We start from the raw sequence: 20,173 nt of genomic DNA, 5'->3' as shown, positions 1-20,173 counted from the left end.
CGGATTAGATCCGCGCTGCGAACCGGTGAAAGGGCTTTCGATCCATAGTTGGACAGGGAGAGGGCGGCATCGAATTCAAGGCCCACCATGTGAAGGGCCCGGTTGGTGTCCATGACTGCCCGTTTGTAACGGTCCCGGTTGCGATATAGGTCCGGAGACCGCAGTGCATCGATATTGGCCGCCCGGCCGGCCAGTGCCCGGCGGGACCAGGTGTCGTCGACCGTGATCGGCTGTTGGAGCAGCCCCAGGATACCGTCGATGCTGGCGTCATATATCCGGCAGTCGACCCCCTGGGCGCGCAGTGCCCAGGCTAGTTTGGCCGGGCCGGCAGCGGGTTCGCAGGGTTTGGCAACCGGCGGATTGATCAGCAGAATGGATTCCATAGGCAGAACAACAAGGTCAATCCATTCAAATTATTTTTAATGGACTTGGTGAAGGTTTCGGTTTACCAAGGAATAATCGAGTTGGGGTTTCGTGCAACGGGTCATGGACACACGGCCGGCATCACTCCCGCCCGGCAAAGCGCTGCGGTGAGAAAAAGCCCATATCGATCGCGGGGATACGGCCTTCGAGCAGATCGGCCAGGATTTCACCCAACACCGGCGCAAACTTGAAGCCGTGTCCGGCCAGTGCCACGGCGAATACATTCTCGTTTTGGGGCAGTGGACCCAGTAAAAAGTGGTCATCGGGCGTCAGGGTGTACATGCAGGTGTCGGATGTCATCGGCCGGTCGGACAGCGGCGGCAGAAACCGGGTCAGCATGGCCCGCATCACCGCCTCCTCTTCTGTGGATACTGCGGGCGATGGGGTTTCCGGGTCGCCGTCGGCAAGCTGGTTGTGGAAGGCGGCCTTGACCCGTCCACGGTGGTTGATGGCCGGCAGGGAATAAAACTCATGGTACGATACGCACGTACCGGCAGTGTCGTCTATCGGGACCTGCCAGAAATTCACCGGAAACTGACCCAATTGATAAGCGGTTGCATCTGGCGGAGTAATCCAGTGGACGGGAATCCGTTTGGGCGTCAGCATGGCACCGGCAACGCCCAGCAATCGCCCTGTGCGAGCGCCGGCGGCGATCAGGACCCGTCCGGCGGTATACCTGCCCTGGGAGGTGCGAACCTCGATGCCGCCCGACGTGGCCGTCCACCCGGTCACCCGTTCATCGACCTGAAGCCTTGCCCCGGCGGCATCGGCCATGGCGAGGAATATCCGGATGCACGTTTCCGGGAAAACGATCCCCGCCTCTTTTTCCAAACCGGCGGCAAAGTGGCTGGGCGGTGCCAACGGCGGCCACCGCCTGTGGATTTCGGCGGCAGTCAACATATCATGAGATATGCCGCCGGCCAGGGCGCTGGCCAGGAATCCGGAAACGGCCGGTCCATCCGGCGGCCCGATGGTCAGGTTATGGGTGGTGACCAGGAGCTTCTCTCCTGAGTCTTTTTCCAGTTTGCGCCACAGGTCCCAGGCCCGAATCGCCATGGGCAGGTATGCGGTGCCCTCCAGATAGGCCCGCCTGACGCTGCGGGATTCACCATGGTGACTGCCCAGGGTGTGCGGCGGATGGAACGCATCTATCCCCAACACCGACACACCCCGCTGCGCCAGGGTCATGACGGTGGCCGATCCGGCGGTACCCAGCCCGACAACGATGACGTCATAGTGATGCATCACACCTGCTTTCCATCGCGGACAACAACTGATTGCGTCGGGGACCTGCCGCAGCCAGGGTCAGACGACCACGTTCTTTTTGCCGCCGTAGTACTTCATGAACTGCACCCGCTCGTAAATGGATGGATCCGTGCTCTTGGCCTGACTCATTTTACCCTTGAAACCGCTGATCCGCTTGAATCCTTTGCGGGACATCCAGCTCTCCAGGCGCTCGAGCATATCCCCTATATGGGTAACACCGTGTTGATACAGGCACGAAGCCACCTGAACCGCATCAGCGCCGGCCAGCAACTGCTTGATCACCGCATCCCCATCGTGGATACCGGTGGAGGCGACCAGGTCGCAGTCGACTTTTTCGGCCATGATGGCGATCCAGCGCAGTGACATGGCCAGGTCCGAAGGGGTGCTGAAGACGAACGCATTGGTGGTCTCGAAGTTGTCGATGTCGATGTCCGGGCTGAAGTACCGGTTGAACAGCACCAGTCCGCCGATACCGGTTTGAGAGAGCCGCTGAATCATCGGACCCAGATCGGTAAAATAGTGGCTGATCTTCAAGGCGGTGGGGATGGAGAGGTGTTGGGTCACCTGCTCGGTGACCTTGAAATAGATGCTTTCCGGGTCCACCCGCTTTTGCTTGAAATCCGTCGGGGGAAAAAACATGTTCAGCTCGAGGGCATCGGCACCGGCCGCTTCCAGTTGCTTGGCATAGGCCATCCACTCGACCGACTGCAGAAAGCAATTGATGCTGGCAATAACCGGTATGGAGACCGCCTTTTTGCTCTCCTCGATCAGGGTGATGTATTTTTTCAGGTTTTCTTCCCGAACGACGTAGTTATAGTAGTCAATGGGGACTTTTCGTCCGTCGTAATCGAAATACTGACTGTCGGTGGCAAAATTTTTAGCCGTCTTCATGAAATCGGCAAATTCCAGGGCCACCTCCTCTTCGAAAATGGACTTGAGAACCACCGCACCGGCGCCGCATTTTTCGGCATTCTTTATTTTTTCGACCGAACTGGTCAACCCTGAACTGCCCATGATAATCGGATTTCTTAACTCAAGCCCCAGGTATTGCGTGGATAGATCCATTGTGCCTCCTCAACAAAAGGTCGGATTGCACAGCCACGAGGCACCCTGCCTGCTGTTGGCTGCAGTATGATTGTGAAAAATCGATGGCGTCCCAGATCAATGCGGTCTTTTCTCTGATTGGGCGATAATAAACAATTTGAGGAAAAAAATCCACTGCCAACACCCCGAACGGCCAGCTCGCCATACCATGCACGACGTCCTTGCAATCGCGGGATCGGTTCATCCCGGCTTCGCCCAACCGCCCGACTGATATCCGCATGGCTTGAACCGTGATAGCAAACGCAATTTTCGTCGCCTGTCCGAGCGAAGCAGAAATTCCGAGCACCGGTGCGGCAGGGTTAGCGAGCAAACGGGGAATCGATTGTCATCCTTACGGTGCTGCTCAGCACTACCGCTGCAGGCAGAGTCCTCCCTGCGGCGAACCGCGGGGAGGATTATTTACGGGGGTAATGGTGGTTGACCGGGAATTGTCTGCGGGATAAAGAGGCGCGTCACCACATTACTGGCAGTATTAAAATGGATCACTTTCAATGTTAAAACCCTGCCATTGGAGGCAATCTTTACATTGTCAAAAGCCTCAAGCACTGGCTGGGGTCCTCGTTTCGAATCCTCTGCATGCTCAGGTATGCCTGCGGGTTGAAACGCGGTCAAACCTTGACCTTGAACCAACACCCCATTCTAGAGACAAGGCCTAATCTTTATTTTGCCGGCGCTTGCAGTGAGATTTTCCGCTTCGGTCAAAGCGGCAGTTGTTCATGAAGTATCTCACCAACGCCATCGTCTGTTCCAATCCGGTCATAGTTTCACCTCTCCGGTTAATGGTTTGCCTGGTGACTCCGTTCTAAAAGTGATCTCAGCTTATAAGACCCGGGGAAATATGCAATGTGAGTCGATTGGCCGCATGGTGACAGGTTGAAGCTACCATAGCGTCACCGGAAAAGAGAGGATGATGGGCCGGCTGATCCATAACCAGCGTCGGGTGAGGGTCGATATACAGCCCCGGCGTGACGGGCAAAGCAAAAAACGTGCGATGAACCAAGAAACGGATCGTTTTCAAGGCCCGATTCCGAGCCCTGGTTCAGGCTTTTGTGGCCGAGCGCTAAAACTCCCGGGCCCGACGGGCAAGATAGGCATCATACGACGGGGATTTGCACAATTCATTGTAGTCGCTTAGGTATCGATCACCACGAAATCCGGAAGCAGGCACGGGTCGAAGGCCAAACTCGAGAAAACCGGATGAACGATTGCTGAGATAATCCAGGTTGCCGTGGATTTCAGGACGCCGAAAAAACCGCTCAACCGTCGCAATTATTGCCTTATCGGTCACCGCTGCCATCGCGGGAATCCCTTGCAACGAAAAGTGTTGATCGGTTTTTGGTTCATCCACTCAACCCGCCGCCGTGAAGGGTAAATAGGCTCGCATTGAGCAAACCATGCTGGCTCGAATAATCAGGTTTTCCATGAATTGAGCCCCGACACCGCTGTTCCTATTGGACGAGCCCACACGCCTTCCGTGGACCGCCGCCACCGAGCATTTCGGGATTATCCGAAAAGTTATCCCCGCCGGCATGAATCATCAGGCTCCGCCCCTTGAGGTCGGCCACCTTCAACCGCGGCGCCAGAACAGGCAGGCTCGATCCGCCGTTTTCGTCGACGTAGAGCGGGGGCAGATCCCCAAGGTGGCCGTTGCCGTATGGGCCTTCATGCCGGCCGGACTCGGCCGGGTCATAATGCCCGCCGGCGGCCAGCCCCGGCACCATCTTCCCGTCTTTCTGTTTGGGGCCGCAGTCCGCATTTTGGTGCACGTGAAAGCCGTGCAATCCCGGTGTAAAGCCGTTCAAATCCGGAGTAAACAGTGCCCCGTAAGGCGTGTCCGTTACCGCAACGGTGCCGATGGCCTTGCCGGGCCCGGCATCCGTCGCGACAAACATGCTGATCGTCGCCTCATCTGCCCAGGCCAAACCCGAAGTAAGCAATAAACCCGCAACTATAATTAGAAACCGTTTCATGGTTGTCTTTCTCCTTTCATTCAGCGGAAGCCCTGATAACCAATGGATTGAACCGCCGCAACCTACAGGACCCACACCCATCGATATTAGGGTAGTGTCGATCCACAAATGGCCAATCTGTCTGATATCTGCGTTATGCTCAAAATTTTATCCTCAGAATATCAACCATATTTGCCTATTTCTGGATGGACACTAGGGTAGCCATTCTAACAAAATATAATACATCCTCAGCAAATAAAAAGAGGCCGTAAATTCGCCCTGCTGAGCCATTTACCATGCCGGCCATGCCATGAGATCCGGGAGTGATTATTCTGTTCAACAGGCTGATCGGAATCAACTCACCCATACCGGCGGGATCTTCGCCATGGATGCACCGGGACACCGACAAACCGCAACCGACAGGCAACGGGTCATGGACGGACTAATAAGACGAACCATGGCCGTGAACCGCCATGAGATGCGGGCGCTTGGCTGGGCGTTCAGCTATTTCTTCGCCTTGTTGTGCAGTTACTACATCATCCGCCCCATGCGTGACGAGATGGGCATTGCCGGCGGAGTGGAGCATCTGCAGTGGATGTTCAGCGGGACGTTTTTGGCCATGCTGGCGGTCGTTCCCTTTTTCGGCTGGGTCACCCGGCGATGGGCCACCAGGCAGTTCCTGCCTTGCATCTATTATTTATTCATCGCCAACCTGCTGATCTTTTACGTGCTATTCCAATCGCACCTGACCCATGCCTATGTGGCCCGCGCCTTTTTCATCTGGGTCAGCGTATACAACCTGTTCATCGTATCGGTATTCTGGAGCTTCATGGCCGACACCTTTTCCAACGAACAGGCCAAACGCCTCTTCGGGGTTATTGCCGCCGGCGGCACGGCCGGAGCGCTCGCCGGACCATTGTTCACCGCGGTTCTCGTGGTCCACGTGGGACCTGTCAACCTGCTGCCGGTATCGGCCGCACTGCTGGCCTGGACAGTGGTGTGCATCCATCGGCTCATCGCCTGGAAGCAGTCCGCAGCCACCGCCGGCCCCGCTGCCGGTGCAGTCAGAGATCGCGCCGAAACGGACCCACCCGTCGAAAAAGCCATGGACGGCAGTATTTTTGCCGGCGTCGGTCTGGTCTTGCGTTCTCCGTATCTGGCCGGGATCTGCCTGTTGATTGTGCTTTTCTCTTCTCTGGCCACTTTTCTATACTTTCAGCAGGCCCAGATCGTGCGCGACAGCTTTGAAGATCCGGCCACGCGCACTGCCGTGTTTGCGGCCATGGATTTCAGTGTCAACGCGATCACTTTGTTTTTTCAGGTTTTTCTCACCGGCAGGATCATTAAAAAGATCGGGATGGGCTGGACACTGGCATTGATTCCGTTGCTGCTGATGATTGGTTTTCTGGGATTGGGGTTTGCGCCCGTGTTGACGGTGATCGTGGTTGTGCAGGTGTTGCGCCGATCAGGCAACTACGCGGTCATGCGGCCGGCGCGCGAAATGCTCTACGTGGTTTTAACCAGAGAAGAAAAATACAAAGCCAAAAATTTCATAGATACCGTCGTGTATCGGGGCGGTGATGCCCTCAGTGCCTGGGTTTATACCGGTCTGCAGGGCGCCGGCCTTGCAGCTTCCCGGATTGCGCTGGCGGCGGTGCCGCTGGCCGGCATCTGGGCCTTGATTTCATTCAAGCTGGGCAAGCGCCAGGAGCGGATGGCCAGGTCAGCGGCCAACCCACCCCCCGATCCGAAAGGAGAATTCCATCATGATTGATCCAGATGTCAATATGACACGTCGTTCGTTTTTAGGGACGGTCGGCGCACTGACGTCGGCCATGCTGCTGGCCCCACATCTCCTGTCGGCCGAAGAGAGCTGCATCCTGTTGCGTCCGATTCCCTCAAGCGGTGAGCGGTTGCCCGTGGTGGGGATGGGGACATCGCGCACCTTCGATGTCCAGGGCGATGCGGAGACCATGGGGCAACTGGCGCAGGTTCTGGAAGCATTCTTCGACAGCGGCGGCCGGCTGATCGATTCGTCCCCCATGTATGGCTCGGCGGAAAGCGTGGTCGGTGAGCTGCTGGGATCGGAGCGGGGAAAAAGCCGCCTGTTTACCGCAACCAAGGTGTGGACCGATGGTCGGACGGACGGCATCGCTCAGATGGAGCGGTCCATACAACGGCTGGGGGTCGATGTCATCGATTTGATGCAGATCCACAACCTGCGGGACTGGAAGACCCACCTGCCAGTGCTCCGGGAGTGGAAGCAAAAGGGCAGGATCCGCTATATCGGCATCACCACATCCCACGGCCGCGACCATGAGGCATTGGCACAGATCCTTCGAACCGAAACGCTGGATTTTGTCCAGTTCAGCTACAACATCGAGGATCGCACTGCTGAAGAGCGATTGCTGCCGCTTGCCGCGGATCAAGGAATCGCCGTCTTGATCAATCGCCCCTTCCAGCGCGGCAGCCTGTTTCACAAAACCCGGGGCCACCAGTTGCCGGCGTGGAGCGCTGAAATCGACTGTCACAGCTGGGCGCAGTTTTTTCTGAAATTCATCATCGCCCATCCGATTGTCACCTGCGTCATACCGGCAACCTCGAAGGTGAAACACATGACGGACAATATGGCAGCGGGCGTTGGCCGCCTGCCGGATGCCGACATGCGCAGACGCATGGTCGCGCATGTCAGCGCGCTTTGACAAGGATGTTGAAAAACGGAAGCAACGCCCGGTGGCTTGAACCGCGATAGCGCGCGAACTGGAAATTGATTTTTTCTTACGGTGCTGCGTAGCACTGCCGTTACAGGCAGAACTCTCCCCGCGGCTTGTCGGAGCGAAGCAGAGATCCCGCTCATCGGGGCCGTGGGGGGTGAATCCGGACCCCGTTTCGTCAGCTGCAGACATGGCCGGCACCGTGATGGGCGGACACCGGGCTCAGGCTGATAGGTTCAGGCCGTTGCGCCCTCCCCCGCCTTCTTGAATGCCGACTTCGGGAAGAAACAATAGGGACATTCCTCGGGTGCGTCATCACCGTAATGGACATAGCCGCAGATGCGGCAGCGCCAGGCCGTATCCGCCGCATCGCCCCCAAGGGGATCGGCGTCACGATGCAAGGGGAGGTCTTCCAAAGCCGGCATGACGGGTTGGTACTGGCTCATCACGGTACCGGCCACGATCACGCGCTGGATCTCGCTGGTACCTTCGTAGATGCGCAGGAGGCGTATATCGCGCAGCAGCTTTTCGACGGGATACATTTTGGTATAGCCATAGCCGCCAAGGATCTGCAAGGCTTCATTGACCACTTCCAGGGCAACCTCGGTGGCGTATAGTTTGGCGACGGATGCATTCAGGGTGGGATCCATGCCCTGGTCACCCTCCCAAGCCGCTTTCAAGGTCAACAGGCGGGCAGTTTCCACCTTCTGATACATCTCGGCGATTTTGAATTGGATCGCCTGGAAATTGGCAATGGGCATGCCGAATGCTTGCCGCTTTTTGGCATAATCCATGGCATACTCCATGGCCGATCGGGCCGCGCCCACGCCAAAGGCACCGATAATAGGCCGAGTGCGCCCGAAGGTCTGCATGGCCAGGACGAAGCCGTCGCCCGGCGGCGCCAGCACGTTGGCTTTGGGTACGCGGACATTGTCGAATTTAAGCCCCACGGTGTTCGAGCAGCGTTGGCCCATTTTGGGGATGGGGCGACCGATCCGGACACCGGGCCAGTCTTTTTCCACCAGAAAGGCGCAGATCCCTTTGTGGCCCTGCTTGGGATCGACCGTGGCGAAGACCGACATATAATCGGCCAATCCGCCGTTGGTGATCCAGTATTTGGTGCCATCCAGGATGAAGTCCTCGCCGTCGGCTTTGGCCCGGCAGCGGATGCCGGCCACATCCGACCCCATCAACGGCTCGGAGGTGGCAAAACAGATTTTCTTGAAGTCGTTGAGAATGCGCGGCAGATAGCGCTGGCGAATCTCCTCGTTTTCCGAGAGCAGCACCGGCTCCATTCCCAGGGAATTGTCAAAAATCGATGTGGCCAGGCCGGGGCAGGCGGCCGCCAATTCTTCTGTCAGGATGGCGGCCTCGACCAGACCCAGTCCCTGACCCCCGTAGGCCTTGGGAATATCCATGTTCATGATTCCGGCGTCGTATGCTTTACGGATCACCGGCAGCGGGATGTCGTCCTTTTCGTCGTAGTACCAGGCTACCGGCAGCACTTCCTTCAGAGCAAATTCGCGGGCTTTCTGCTGCAGCGTTAGCTGCTCCGGTGTGAGCCTAAAATCCAGCATACGTCCCCCTTTCTCGAATGGATCGATAGAATCGGTTAGCATCGCTACTTGTGAATCGGTGCAGTGATGACCGGTTGGCGCATCGCGAAAACAGTAACTACGGCAACATGGCCGTAACCAACCATCGCATGCCTGGTTTCGGGTTGCAAGTGGTGCAGGCGATCATGGTGGAACGTTACCTGGGCAAGGGGATTGAAAAGAGGCCCCGCAGCCCAGCCGCCCTTGATGTGGGTTTGTTTGCAGCGAGTCTAAATCTACCGGATAATCGTACCGACAAAACAGCCTCCACCGCCACCGCCGCTGCTGCTGATTGGCGGGGCCTGGGGCTCACTGCCGTCTGCCGGCACGGTTTCAAAGCTGCGGTCGTTGCCGTTGATGGTGTCTGTGTCTGTGACGACCACCAGCCGGAAATGGTATAAGGTGCCCGGGGACAGCTCGGACACGGCAATGGCGATGTGTTGATTGGCCGTTGTTGAGAAGACCTCGGAAATATCACCGTAAAGGGTTGTTGGACCGTATTCGAAATAGTAGTCCACATCCTTGCCGTTGGGGTTCACGATGCCGTTGAGCTGCGTTGTGTTTGCTGAAATGGCTGAAGCCGATCCGGTGATGGCCTCGGCATCTCCCGGATCGCCGTTAATGGTTACCAGATCAAGCAGCAGGCTCTGGCTGTCCACGGTAACCGTCCGGATCGTTTCACCGCTTATCCCCGACCCACTGAAACTGACCATATAGGTGCCGGCTTCAAGCAGGGGCATGGCGTACCCGCCGCTGTCAGCCGTCACCGCGTGGTAGGCGCCCCGATCCGGCCGCACCGAGATACCGCCCATACCTTCCCCTGGATCGTACTGGTCGTTGGCGTTCAGATCACGCCAGACCGTTCCCACCAGAAAACGGTTGAAATGATTGGTCTGCGACGTGTTGGCAAGGCAATAGTTGCCAGTGGTCACCAAAGGGCCCACACCCGTGGCCGGATCGGCTTCGGCCACCACGGAGAGGCCCACATTGGTGTAATCCCCATCGATGGACATGATCGCCTGGCGATGACCGCGGCCGGACTGCATACCCGCGTCTCCCTCGCCCCAATCGATATTGAAACCGGCATGCCCGTGGATGCCGCTGCGGGTATAGGAAAAAACATTGCCGCGGTAAGAGAGGTAAGCGAACCCGGCGTCCACCACGCGGTCGAGTTGACCGTCGTGGTTCTGGCTGTCGTTGGCCACGAGATAATCCGAGTGCGCCCGGGCGGCCTGGTAAAGGCGCACATCGAAGGCTGCCGGCGGTTTGGCCTGGATGGTGGAAAATTCGTCCTGCAGCACATCCAGGTTCACATCAAAGTAATCTCTGGCGCCGTCCACGTCCGGATCGTTCATGGTGGCCAGCCATATCCCTTCACGGGTGGGATTGGTACGGGCCCGGTTCATCAGCCAGGTCATCTGCTGTTCGATGCCGTCCGGATGCTGGTTGTCGGCTGTTTTATGGAGGGTCCATTCCGTGTCGGATGAGGCCGGTTCGGCCAGCGCACGAAAAAAGGGTCTTTCAACGGGCGGTTGGTGCACGGCAGGCGGATCGGGCTCCGGCATGTGCCCATCCGGCCATTGGGCGATGGCCGTGAATACGGCGGGGAACATACCTGTGAACACAACTGTGCAGAATACGAGACGGCAAAAACGATTTCGAAACTGGCGCATGGTTCTCCTTTTGGCAATGCGGTTGACGGCCACCGATGACCATGCAACCCGTCCGACGGTCTCCGAATTTCCTCAACTACCTGTTATTAATCACTATAAAAGCTATCGTGGTCGCATCGCCAAGGCCGGTTTGGTCGCATGATTAAATAGTTGTGGAGCCAGACACGCCTGCGCCGATGCGGATGACATGGGGCGTCCGGATTTGAGTTCAAGGAGTGTGCCATTTTATCGGAAAGCGGCTTTCGGTGTACGATCATCGAGGAACGAAAGGACGGCCCAGCATCCACTGGACGCTGCGAAGATGACGCTCACCATGCGCAGAAAAGGTGCAGATGTGCGCACGGTTCCTTTGGAAAATCGCCTGCAGGAGCGCGGAAAAGACCTGCCGGCCCACTTAGCGGACGCTGTGGTTCAGCCAGGTAGGCGAGCCGGTCACGGTTGTCCTGGAGGGGGTGCCTCGATGGGTGTTCAGACTGGGGGTATCATGGGTTCGGCGCAACGGGGATGACCGTCACCGGAATCGGAGAATGTTTCAGTACCTTTTCGGCCACGCTGCCGAAACGGAAGTTGCCTTTCTCGCCATGGCTGGCCATGACCACTATATCCATCTGCTCTTTTTCTATGAGCTTCAGGATCTCCTTGGCGGCGTCACCGACCGCTACATGCTTGATGTAAAGTGGACAGCCGTCCAGGTACTTTTCGCATATCTGCCCCAACCGTGTGGTTGCCGTCTTGCTGGCATGCGCCATGAGTTCCTTGACACGCTTTTCCTCAAAGGCACCGTACCAGCCGTCATGGTGGGCGATATCCTCAATCACGTAGAGAACGTGTATTTCAGCACCGTACTTCTCGGTGAGCGATTTAACGTGCGGCAGGGCGCTTTCGGATATTGCGGAAAAGTCTGTCGGCCATAGTATCTTTCTCACATCCATGATTGAACCTCCTTTGGTAATCAGGCTGGTTTTGCCTATTCTTGAATATAAGGTCTGATGGAAGGCTTCGTCAAGCGATTCATTGGAGTTTGGATGTATAAAAGGAGGGCGTCGAAAACCCCTTTTCATGCGGTGCGAACCATCTGCTTTAAGGGACGGTTTGACCCGGACTCAGGATGGATTAGCTTATGGGTGATAGCAATAGAGCCTGATGTATAGAGCAGGGTTCGCTTGAGCGGTGATACAGGCCCGGTGAACGTGGACCATTGCCAGACGTACACGACACGTTCAGGAGGATGAAACATGATGTTGAGACAGATATTTTTGACGGCCGGCCTGGTGCTTTTTTTCGTCAGCGCCGCTGCAGCCGAACCTGACCGCCTTGTCGAACAGATCGCCACCGGTGGCCATGTGCTGATGATCCGCCATGCCAACGCCCCGGGAAACGGGGATCCTGACCATTTCCGGATCGGCGATTGCTCGACACAACGCAACCTTGACGACCGGGGGCGCATCCAGGCCCAGCGCATTGGCCAATGGTTTCGCAGCCAGGGTATCGAGTCGGCCCGGGTCTACGCCAGCCAGTGGTGCCGCTGCCTCGAGACGGCTGCGCTGATGGGTCTCGGACCGGTTGCCGAGCTGCCGGCCCTGAATTCCTTTTACGAACGGCCCCGGGATCGCGAGCCCAACCTTGCCGCCCTGCGGTCGTTTCTGGCCAAACAACCCGCAGACGGACCGCTGATTGTCCTGGTGACCCATTTCGTGACCATATCCGCCATCACCGACGAGGGCGTGTCCTCCGGAGAGGGGGTGGTGATGCGCTTGAAAGACGCTGGCGGTAGGGAGGTCCTCGGACGGTTGGATTTTAAGTTCTGAGGAATGATGCCGGTTGTATCAATGCCGGCAGCCAACCGCCCCGGCTTGCATCCGTCAGCGCCGATGGTTCGTTCAGTTGTCATCCCGGAGAAATGCCAGGAGCGTGTCCGGGTCCGGGTGATCGGCGGCATCTTTTGCATAATGGCTGAACCGGATACGGCCGCCGCTGTCGATGATGAAAACCCCGGGCAGCTGACGGACATCCCCTTTGGGAATGCCTATGCTGTGGCCCCTGGCCATGGCCGACAGCCCCTTTACGGCCATACCGACGGACAAGAGGCCGCCCAGGGACGCCTGCTTGAGATGGAAAGCCCTGAAGAGCCGCTTTTGTGGATCGGCAATCATGCTAAAGGGAACCTGAAACTGGTCTTTGAAGGCTGCGGTTTCCTCCGGGGTTCCCAAACCGACGAGCACCACCCGGGCACCGAGTCGGTTAAAGTGGTCTTCCTTCTGACGCAACTGCGCCACCTGATCCCGGCAGAAGGGTCACCCGTAATGGCGCAGGAAAACCAGCACCAGCGGTCCGCTTCCCCAGAAGTGACTGAGGCGCGTAACCGTGTTGTCCCACAACACCACCTCCTGATCCCTGACTTTCGTTGCATCTTTAGGCATCGCGTATCTCTCCTCACTTGTTAGTGGATCCCGGCCCGGAGGGCAAGGCGTTGATTTGCTCTTGCAGCCGGCCGGTTAGCGTTCCGTCTGCCTGTCACAGACCGGTAACTGGAACCACAAAGAAAAGGACTGCAAAAAAATGAAAGCTGCTGCCGGCCAGCACAAAAAGATGCCAGATGGCATGATGATAAGGAAGCTTGCGCAACAGGTAAAAGCTGATGCCGACGGTATACGACAGGCCGCCGGCAAGCAGCAGCAAAAGGCCGCCCGGGGCGATGTTGGCTATCATGGGTTTGACGGCAGCGACCACGGCCCAGCCCATGCCCAGGTATAATCCAATCGAAAGCCCACGAAGCCGGCGCAGTGAGGTCAGTTCAACAACGATTCCGAAAAGCGCCAACCCCCATACCACGCCGAACAGGGACCAGCCCCAGGGACCGTAAAGGGTCACCAGGGTGAACGGTGTATAGGTCCCTGCAATCAGCAAAAATATGGCACAATGGTCAACGGTCTGCAAAATAGCTTTGGCACGGGGATGCCGGACACTGTGGTAAAGGGTCGATGCCGTATACATCAGAATCAGCATGCCCCCAAATATACTGATGCCGACCATGTGCCGGACATTTCCGGAAACGCCGGCGGAGGTGGTCAGCACCCCCAGGCCCACAATGGCCAGGATGATGCCGACACCGTGGGTGATGCTGTTGACCCTCTCTTCGGCGCGACGGTATCCATGATGGGTGGTTGTCCGGGTCATAAGCCAGTCTGCTTTCCTTGCGGGTATTGCCGCCGGCTGTCTTTCCAGAGCGGCCTGCCACCTGTGAATGTGAGTAAAATCCGGCACAAAGTCAAACCAATTATCCTGCCGAACCCGCGCTGACATTTCTTTTACATCGAATTGGGGCGTCAGACTGCGTTTAAAACGGATGATACTCGCGCTTGCCGTCAATGACCCCCCGAACGCCGCCTTTGGGGTTTGCCGTGTCGCCATCGCGCCGCGGGATCAGATGAATATGGGCATGAAAAACGGTTTGTCCGGCCGATGCGCCGATGTTCGTCCCGATATTAAACCCGGTGACCAATGGGTCTCGTGGCCTGATCCGTTCGACGAGGGCGCGGATCAGTGTGTCGCTGTCGCGGAGTTCCTTACTGGTCATGGAAAACCAGTCGGGCGTATGCCGCAAAGGCGCGATCAACAGGTGGCCGTCGGTCACCGGGTAGCCGTCGTTGAAAGCGGCAACCGTGCCGAGCGTCTCCACAGCCTTTCTCGCCCTGATCCATCGGCAGAACAGACAACTTGAATCGCTATTGTCCGGGTGTTCCGTCGCTTCCGGCATCTCTTCTCCTTAATGTAATGCCCCGGCAGCGGCCAGGAAACATACGCTTTCCTGCGCTGCCTGAGGTTTCCCGGCAACGACCCAACCGTTGCCCACCGATGCGCAGGATAATCCATTGACAGATGCCGCCATCTTACCCTGATAATTGAAATGGGCCAATCAGTCGACACCCTATTGCTGCCGCCGGCCACCGAAGCGATTCTCGACGCGCTTTTCCCTGACACAACACCCCACGCGGCTCCCGGCAGCTTGACGCCATTGATCGGCGTGCCGTCGAACCTGTTCAGACCTCGCGGCCAGTCCGGAACCCGTTCAATTGGATACCGTTGGCCGAATAACAATCGGATCAGACTGGTCAAGACGGAGGTGCCCGGATCCCGTTGGTTTCAACGGGAAAAAGGTGTTGACAAATAGGAATGAATCCTATTTAAGAACCGCATGCAAGACACAAAGATGGATCAGCGGGTGCAGCTTTTTATCGAAACCTGCCGCCGCCGCCAGTTGAAAATCACCCCTCAGCGCGTCGGCATATACCGGGTCCTCATTCAATCGAAGCGGCATCCTACGGCGGACCTGGTGTTCAAGACCGTCAAAAAAGAGTTCCCGAACATCTCTTTTGATACGGTCAACCGCACGCTGTCAACCTTTGCCGAGATCGGGGTGGTGGACGTGGTGGAGACCTTCGGCGGACCCAAGCGCTTCGACCCAGACATCACGGACCACCACCACCTGCACTGCATGGCCTGCGGCAGGATCATTGATTTCGAATATGAAGGCTACGCCCGCCTGGAAGTGCCGAAAGCCATCGCCACCACGTTCAAGGTGATCAGCAGACGAGTCGTCCTCAAAGGCCTTTGTGACACGTGTACCGCAAAGCAGCAAATGTTCTGAAAGCCGCCGTCGACGCACGAGCGGAAAACCGGACATCTTTTTTTAACACGCAACTCACCCATCAACCAGCAAGGAGGAAAAAATGAGCAAGACCACCGAAAATCTAAAAGCGGCCTTTGCCGGCGAATCCCAGGCCCGCAACAAGTACACGTTTTTTGCCAAGGTTGCCCGGAAAGAAGGCTATCACTACATCGCCAAGATTTTCGAGGAGACGGCCTTTAACGAAATGCAGCATGCCAAGGACCACCTGAAACTGCTGGGCGGCATTGGCGACACCCTGACCAATTTGAAGGAAGCCATGGGCGGGGAAGACTACGAGGTGGAGAGCATGTACCCGCAGTTCGCCAAGGAGGCGGAAGAAGAGGGACAGACCCAGGCGAAGATCGCCTTCGAGCAGGTGGCCAAGATCGAAGCCCATCATCGTGCACGCTACAAGAAAATCATCGAGATGGTCGAGGCAGGAGCCGTGTACAAACGCGAGCAGCCGATCAAGTGGAAGTGCGGCGTCTGCGGTTATATCGTCGAAGGCACCGAACCGCCCCCCATGTGCCCGTCCTGCAAGCATTCCAAAGAACACTTCGAGCCGGCCAACATGGATTTCGGATAGTCGGTCCATCCTGCAGATCAATTTAGAAAGCCGGGCTGCCTCCGCATACAGTTGCGCGGTGGCGCCCGGTATTACCTGCGGTTGCATGCGGGCGGCGGGTATTGCCGGCATCAACCACAACGTCGTCCGCCTGCAGGTACTGACGGTTCACGACCGCTCAGCCAAAAGGGCCGCCACATGACGGGCAATGGCGGGACTGGCGGTAAGTCCGGGGGATTCGATACCGATCAGGTTGATCACCCCGGGAAGCCCCTTTGCGGTTTCCTCCGCGATGATAAAATCCCTGGCCGGATCCCCGGGTTTTTGCAGCTTGGGCCGGATCCCGGTCATTTCCGGATGCAACTGGTCAACCGAGATGCCGGGCAGATAGCGACAGGCCGCCTCATAGAAGGACTGCCGGGCTTGCGCATCCACAGTATAGTCGAGCTGCCTGTCGGGCAGATAGGTCGCATTGGGGCCGAGTTTCACCCGGTCGCTCAAGTCGATGGTGGCATGGACCCCCAGGCCTACATGGTTCGCCTGGGGAACCGGATAGACCAGATGGCGGATAAACCCACGGGGCACGTCGAGGCTGAAATACTCACCTTTCCAGTAGTGCAGCCGGTAGCCGCAGGCATCGATGTCAATCCCCATGGATTCGGCCAGCCGATCGGATTCTAATCCGGCACAGTTGACGACCCAACGGGAGGCAAACGAATCGGTCTGGCCGTCCGGGTAGACCACATGGACCCGGTAGCGGGCATCGTCTTGTTTTTCCACCCGTACAACCGTCGTATGCGGCACGAACTGGGCGCCGTTTTCATGGGCCCGGGCGGCATAGTGGCGCATCAGTCGATGGGAATGGATGATACCGGTGGAGGGGGAAAAAAGAGCGGCACAAGCCTTCACATTGGGTTCCAGGGCCTTGACCTGCCTGGCGTTCAACATCTCAAGGGCCTCCACGCCGTTCTCGCGGGCACGATCCTGGATCGTCGCCAGCATGGCTTCCTCATCATTATCGGTGGCCACGATCAGCTTGCCGCATCGGCGGTGGGGGATTCGACGCTGCTCGCACAACCGGTACAATAACCGGTTGCCCTCGACGCAGAGTTTGGCCTTCTGAGAATCCTTGGCATAATAGATACCGGCGTGAATCACTTCACTGTTGCGGCTGGACGTTTCCTGGCCAAATGCCTGGTTGCGCTCCAGGATCAATACCCCTTTACGGGTCCTGGAGAGTTCCGCTGCCACGGCAAGACCGACGACCCCTGCCCCGACGATTGTGGTTGTAATTTCCATCTGTATTCCTTGAATTGAACCCTCCCCGCGGCTCCAATGAGCGGGATCTCTGCTTCACTCCGACAAGCGACGGGGAATGCACTCGCTATCGTGGTTCAGCGCGGCGGTCAATCGCGCCGGTGATCCTAATCCGCCTTGGCCTGGGCCATGAACTTTAAATAACCGTTGATCACATGCCCGGAATCAATCTGAAGAACCTCGGCATAAGCTTTTAAAAATTGCTTTACATAGATCCCGGCAGGAAGGTCTTCAAACTGATTGGCCTCGATCCTTCTCAGGGAGTCGCCGCTGATTCTGGTAATGGCGTGGATTTCGGGGATTTCGATGCCGTATGCTTCCCTGAGCTGTTTCAGCTCCAGTCCGGAAAGCAGCTCCTTTGACCGCATCGCTTCGATGAGTTGCCTGATCTCAGGCGTATCGGCTTTCTTTTTAACCCATTGGCTGAGGCTCTTCTCATTGGATAGGGTCCGAGTGTCACCATAGGCCTCCAGCTTTCTTTGGCCCTGCCTGGAGAAAACGGCCGCATCCACCTGGCCGGTGTCGATGAGCATCTGATTGTAGGCGGTTCTTTTGTCTTCGTTGATCAGGGTGTCAAAGGCCGTTTCAATGGCCTGCAGCAAACGTTCTCGTTGCTCCTCGGAAAAGAGCGAATAGGTGGCCACGCTTTCCGCTTCATAGATGGCCAGTGCATCCCGGTAGGCGTGCTTGATTTCATCGGCACGCGCATTGGCGGGGATCTGAAGAATCTGGTAATAATTTTCCTTTTCAAATGTTTTCATAACGGCTGTCGCACTAATGAGGGGGCCGTCTGACCATTGGTGAGCAGCTCGGCAATCTGTTTTAATTCCATGGTGGTGACGGTGGCCGGGTAGTTTTTTACATACAGTTTTCTGGCGTAGATCGAATCGATGACTCGCTCGTCAAAAGCGACCTGGCCCCAAAATTCAAAAGGGGAATAAAAATGACGGTTGCATACAGCCTCTATTTTTTCACCCAGGGATGCATCGGCGTTTTTGCGAAACTGGTTCAGGATCAATTTAAATTGATACCTGCCGATGCGCGCCTTGAAAAAACGCTCTTTTTCAGGATCATGTGTCGACACAATATCGATAACGTCCTGGGAGGTCAACGCATTGGATTCCGTGTCCAGTACCGCCGCTTTTGCCCGCGCATCAAAATCGTGCCGCTTGATCAGCTGTTTTATTTTTCTTAGATAGACGGCTTTGATAAACCGGAACGCATTTTCAATGGAGGTGGGTTCGGGGGTGCACACAAAGACCCCTTTGTTGGAAGTCAGGAAAAAATCAAGGGTGTTGAAATTGGTCCCGGCACCCAGATCGATGAGCACATAATCAAAGGGAAGTTTTTTGATGGCATTGATCAGCTTTATTTTTTGGGCATAAAACAGGTTGGCGATCTCCATGGAGCAGGTGGAGGAGCTGATCAGAAAAAGATGGGTGATGGGGGTGGGCACCGCCACGCTTTCCAGCGTTTGCGCATTCTTGCTCAAAAAGAGATTCAATCCGTCCTTGGGCGCCGGCATCCCCAGAAAGGTATGCAGATTGGATGCGCCAAGGTCCAGATCGATCAGGGCCACCGTCCTGCCTTGTCTGGCAATCAGTGCCCCCAGGCTGGCGGCGACAAAGCTTTTTCCGACCCCGCCTTTACCACCCCCAATCGGATAGATCGTCGGCATCGGTTCGATATCCTCAACTTTCTCCACGGAAGCCATCTGCCCACCTATACCCAAAAATCAGCACCCGTTCACCAACCGCGCCCGCCATGACCAATCGTCGCCGCTGCCGCGCCGTCCAATGCACCCGCTTCGCTTATCCGTCGGTTATCCAACCGTGACCATTCAATAAGCTATTTATGGGTCACAAATCAAGGTCTGCCCACAGGCATCTCCGCATCCGTCCCGAAAATCGGCCGCGGTATAAAAAAAACATTGCCAAGGAGGGACAAATCAATCAACAATAGAATGATAAGTCCTCCCCTTCCTCAAACTGCTGTTTCCGATGCAATACAAGAGAATGAGTGCGATATCATTCCCGGGGGACTGGTTTAATTAAGGACGCGACAGCGTGTGTTAACGTGCTCTCACTATACGAAGGTATCATCATTGGCAAAAACGGCATAAGAAGGAGGAGGAAGGGATTATGTTAAAGAAACAGAATGGGTCTTTGTTGGTTCTGGCGGTGGTAACCATTTCATGCGTACTTCTCTTTAGCGGCAGCGCAGCCGGCTCGGGATTTGCCATCATCGAGCAGAGCGCCGCCAGTGCAGGCTATGCCTACGCCGGTGCGGGGGCCGTGGCGCAGGACGCCAGCACCATTTTCTTCAACCCGGCCGGCATGGCCCTGCTCTCCGGCAACGAGCTGCAGCTTGGCGCCCACTACATTATCCCCAAGGCCGAGTTCGAGAACCAGGGGTCGAACAACGGGTTGCCAGCCCCCTTGACCGGCCCCCTCCTTGGCGGTAACGGCGGCGACGCCGGTGAGCCGGCCCTGGTGCCCAACCTGTATTACATGCACAGCTTTTCCGAAAAGTGGAAAGCCGGCATCGGTATCACCGCCCCTTACGGACTGGTCACCGAGTACGATAGCGGCTGGGTCGGCCGCTATTACGGTCTCAAATCCGATTTGGCCACGATTAACATCAACCCCTCCGTGGCCTATAAGATTAACGACCAGTGGTCGCTGGGCGTGGGGGTCAGTTTCGAGTGGGCCGAGGCCGAACTGACCAGCGCCATCGACTGGGGAACAGCCCTCGTCAGTCAGGGGCTGGCTCCGCCGACCGCATCCCAGAACCTCGACGGCACCGCCAAGATAGAGGGCGACGACTGGGGTTACGGTGCCAATGTCGGCTTGATTTTCGAACCGCGTAGCGGGACTCGCCTGGGACTGCATTACCGTT

The 20,173-nt window shown here is 56.9% G+C and carries 19 protein-coding genes and 2 pseudogenes; 7 read left to right on the top strand and 14 right to left on the bottom strand.

Going from position 1 to position 20,173, the window contains the following annotated elements; all coding sequences use genetic code 11:
• The 4 genes and pseudogenes from QNK41_RS22795 to sodC all read right to left on the bottom strand — a co-directional run.
• A pseudogene (locus QNK41_RS22795) lies at positions 1–383 on the bottom strand (radical SAM protein); the annotation flags it as partial.
• A 121-nt stretch (positions 384–504) separates the two neighbouring features.
• Complete coding sequence (solA, locus tag QNK41_RS22790; RefSeq protein ID WP_319262122.1) at positions 505–1,668, bottom strand: N-methyl-L-tryptophan oxidase; 1,164 nt, start codon at positions 1,666–1,668, stop codon at positions 505–507.
• A 60-nt stretch (positions 1,669–1,728) separates the two neighbouring features.
• Positions 1,729–2,754, bottom strand: a complete 1,026-nt coding sequence (locus QNK41_RS22785; protein WP_319262119.1) for a dihydroorotate dehydrogenase-like protein — start codon at positions 2,752–2,754, stop codon at positions 1,729–1,731.
• 1,487 nt (positions 2,755–4,241) lie between these two features.
• Entirely contained in the window at positions 4,242–4,763 is a 522-nt protein-coding gene (gene sodC / locus QNK41_RS22780; protein WP_319262117.1) for a superoxide dismutase [Cu-Zn] SodC, read from the bottom strand.
• A gap of 289 nt (positions 4,764–5,052) precedes the next feature.
• Between sodC and QNK41_RS22775 the strand changes: the two genes are divergently transcribed.
• Together QNK41_RS22775 and QNK41_RS22770 are read left to right on the top strand one after the other, a co-directional pair.
• Positions 5,053–6,516: an NTP/NDP exchange transporter gene (locus tag QNK41_RS22775; RefSeq protein WP_319262115.1), complete on the top strand. Its 1,464-nt coding sequence runs from the start codon at positions 5,053–5,055 to the stop codon at positions 6,514–6,516.
• On the top strand, positions 6,509–7,444 hold the full coding sequence (locus QNK41_RS22770) for an aldo/keto reductase (RefSeq protein ID WP_319262114.1): 936 nt from the start codon (positions 6,509–6,511) through the stop codon (positions 7,442–7,444). The genes QNK41_RS22775 and QNK41_RS22770 overlap by 8 nt, the downstream gene beginning before the upstream one ends.
• 248 nt (positions 7,445–7,692) lie before the next feature.
• Here the strand turns inward: QNK41_RS22770 and QNK41_RS22765 are convergent, their stop codons facing one another.
• The 3 genes from QNK41_RS22765 to QNK41_RS22755 form a co-directional block, all read right to left on the bottom strand.
• Positions 7,693–9,033, bottom strand: a complete 1,341-nt coding sequence (locus tag QNK41_RS22765) for an acyl-CoA dehydrogenase family protein (protein ID WP_319262111.1) — start codon at positions 9,031–9,033, stop codon at positions 7,693–7,695.
• Between the two features lie 254 nt (positions 9,034–9,287).
• The gene (locus QNK41_RS22760; RefSeq protein ID WP_319262108.1) at positions 9,288–10,724 is read right to left on the bottom strand and encodes a hypothetical protein; all 1,437 of its coding nucleotides are present in this window, start codon (positions 10,722–10,724) and stop codon (positions 9,288–9,290) included.
• A gap of 482 nt (positions 10,725–11,206) precedes the next feature.
• A complete protein-coding gene (locus QNK41_RS22755) occupies positions 11,207–11,656 on the bottom strand; it encodes a universal stress protein (RefSeq protein WP_319262105.1) in 450 nt (149 codons plus the stop codon).
• 303 nt (positions 11,657–11,959) lie between these two features.
• Between QNK41_RS22755 and QNK41_RS22750 the strand changes: the two genes are divergently transcribed.
• Entirely contained in the window at positions 11,960–12,532 is a 573-nt protein-coding gene (locus QNK41_RS22750; protein WP_319262102.1) for a histidine phosphatase family protein, read from the top strand.
• Positions 12,533–12,604: 72 nt separating this feature from the next.
• Here the strand turns inward: QNK41_RS22750 and QNK41_RS22745 are convergent.
• From QNK41_RS22745 to QNK41_RS22730, 4 genes and pseudogenes are all read right to left on the bottom strand, one after another.
• A pseudogene (locus QNK41_RS22745) lies at positions 12,605–13,006 on the bottom strand (AhpC/TSA family protein); the annotation flags it as partial.
• A gap of 12 nt (positions 13,007–13,018) precedes the next feature.
• A complete protein-coding gene (locus QNK41_RS22740) occupies positions 13,019–13,144 on the bottom strand; it encodes a hypothetical protein (protein ID WP_319262099.1) in 126 nt (41 codons plus the stop codon).
• 94 nt (positions 13,145–13,238) lie between these two features.
• Positions 13,239–13,901 (bottom strand): PAQR family membrane homeostasis protein TrhA, encoded by a 663-nt coding sequence (gene trhA, locus QNK41_RS22735; RefSeq protein ID WP_319262098.1) that lies wholly within the window; start codon positions 13,899–13,901, stop codon positions 13,239–13,241.
• Between the two features lie 160 nt (positions 13,902–14,061).
• Positions 14,062–14,481: an HIT family protein gene (locus tag QNK41_RS22730; protein WP_319262096.1), complete on the bottom strand. Its 420-nt coding sequence runs from the start codon at positions 14,479–14,481 to the stop codon at positions 14,062–14,064.
• Between the two features lie 150 nt (positions 14,482–14,631).
• On the opposite strand from QNK41_RS22730, the gene QNK41_RS22725 reads away from it, so the two are divergent.
• The 3 genes from QNK41_RS22725 to QNK41_RS22715 all read left to right on the top strand — a co-directional run bounded on the left by QNK41_RS22725 (position 14,632) and on the right by QNK41_RS22715 (position 15,979).
• Complete coding sequence (locus QNK41_RS22725) at positions 14,632–14,895, top strand: hypothetical protein (protein WP_319262093.1); 264 nt, start codon at positions 14,632–14,634, stop codon at positions 14,893–14,895.
• 24 nt (positions 14,896–14,919) lie between these two features.
• Positions 14,920–15,372 (top strand): Fur family transcriptional regulator, encoded by a 453-nt coding sequence (locus QNK41_RS22720; RefSeq protein WP_319262091.1) that lies wholly within the window; start codon positions 14,920–14,922, stop codon positions 15,370–15,372.
• 82 nt (positions 15,373–15,454) lie between these two features.
• Entirely contained in the window at positions 15,455–15,979 is a 525-nt protein-coding gene (locus QNK41_RS22715; protein ID WP_319262088.1) for a rubrerythrin family protein, read from the top strand.
• A 147-nt stretch (positions 15,980–16,126) separates the two neighbouring features.
• On the opposite strand, the gene QNK41_RS22710 is transcribed toward QNK41_RS22715, so the two are convergent.
• From QNK41_RS22710 to QNK41_RS22700, 3 genes are all read right to left on the bottom strand, one after another.
• Positions 16,127–17,257, bottom strand: a complete 1,131-nt coding sequence (locus QNK41_RS22710) for an NAD(P)/FAD-dependent oxidoreductase (RefSeq protein WP_319262085.1) — start codon at positions 17,255–17,257, stop codon at positions 16,127–16,129.
• A 125-nt stretch (positions 17,258–17,382) separates the two neighbouring features.
• Positions 17,383–18,036, bottom strand: coding sequence for a helix-turn-helix domain-containing protein (locus QNK41_RS22705; RefSeq protein ID WP_319262083.1), 654 nt, complete (start codon positions 18,034–18,036; stop codon positions 17,383–17,385).
• The gene (locus QNK41_RS22700; RefSeq protein ID WP_319262081.1) at positions 18,033–18,989 is read right to left on the bottom strand and encodes a P-loop NTPase; all 957 of its coding nucleotides are present in this window, start codon (positions 18,987–18,989) and stop codon (positions 18,033–18,035) included. The genes QNK41_RS22705 and QNK41_RS22700 overlap by 4 nt, the downstream gene beginning before the upstream one ends.
• A 427-nt stretch (positions 18,990–19,416) precedes the next feature.
• On the opposite strand from QNK41_RS22700, the gene QNK41_RS22695 reads away from it, so the two are divergent.
• On the top strand, positions 19,417–20,173 hold a 757-nt coding region (locus QNK41_RS22695), incomplete at its 3' end, for an OmpP1/FadL family transporter (protein WP_319262078.1).

It is taken from the genome of Desulfosarcina sp., assembly GCF_033791525.1.
Taxonomy (GTDB): Bacteria; Desulfobacterota; Desulfobacteria; order Desulfobacterales; family Desulfosarcinaceae; genus Desulfosarcina.
Note: the sequence above shows the minus strand (reverse complement) of the source record. Positions and strands in the feature narration are given on the sequence as shown.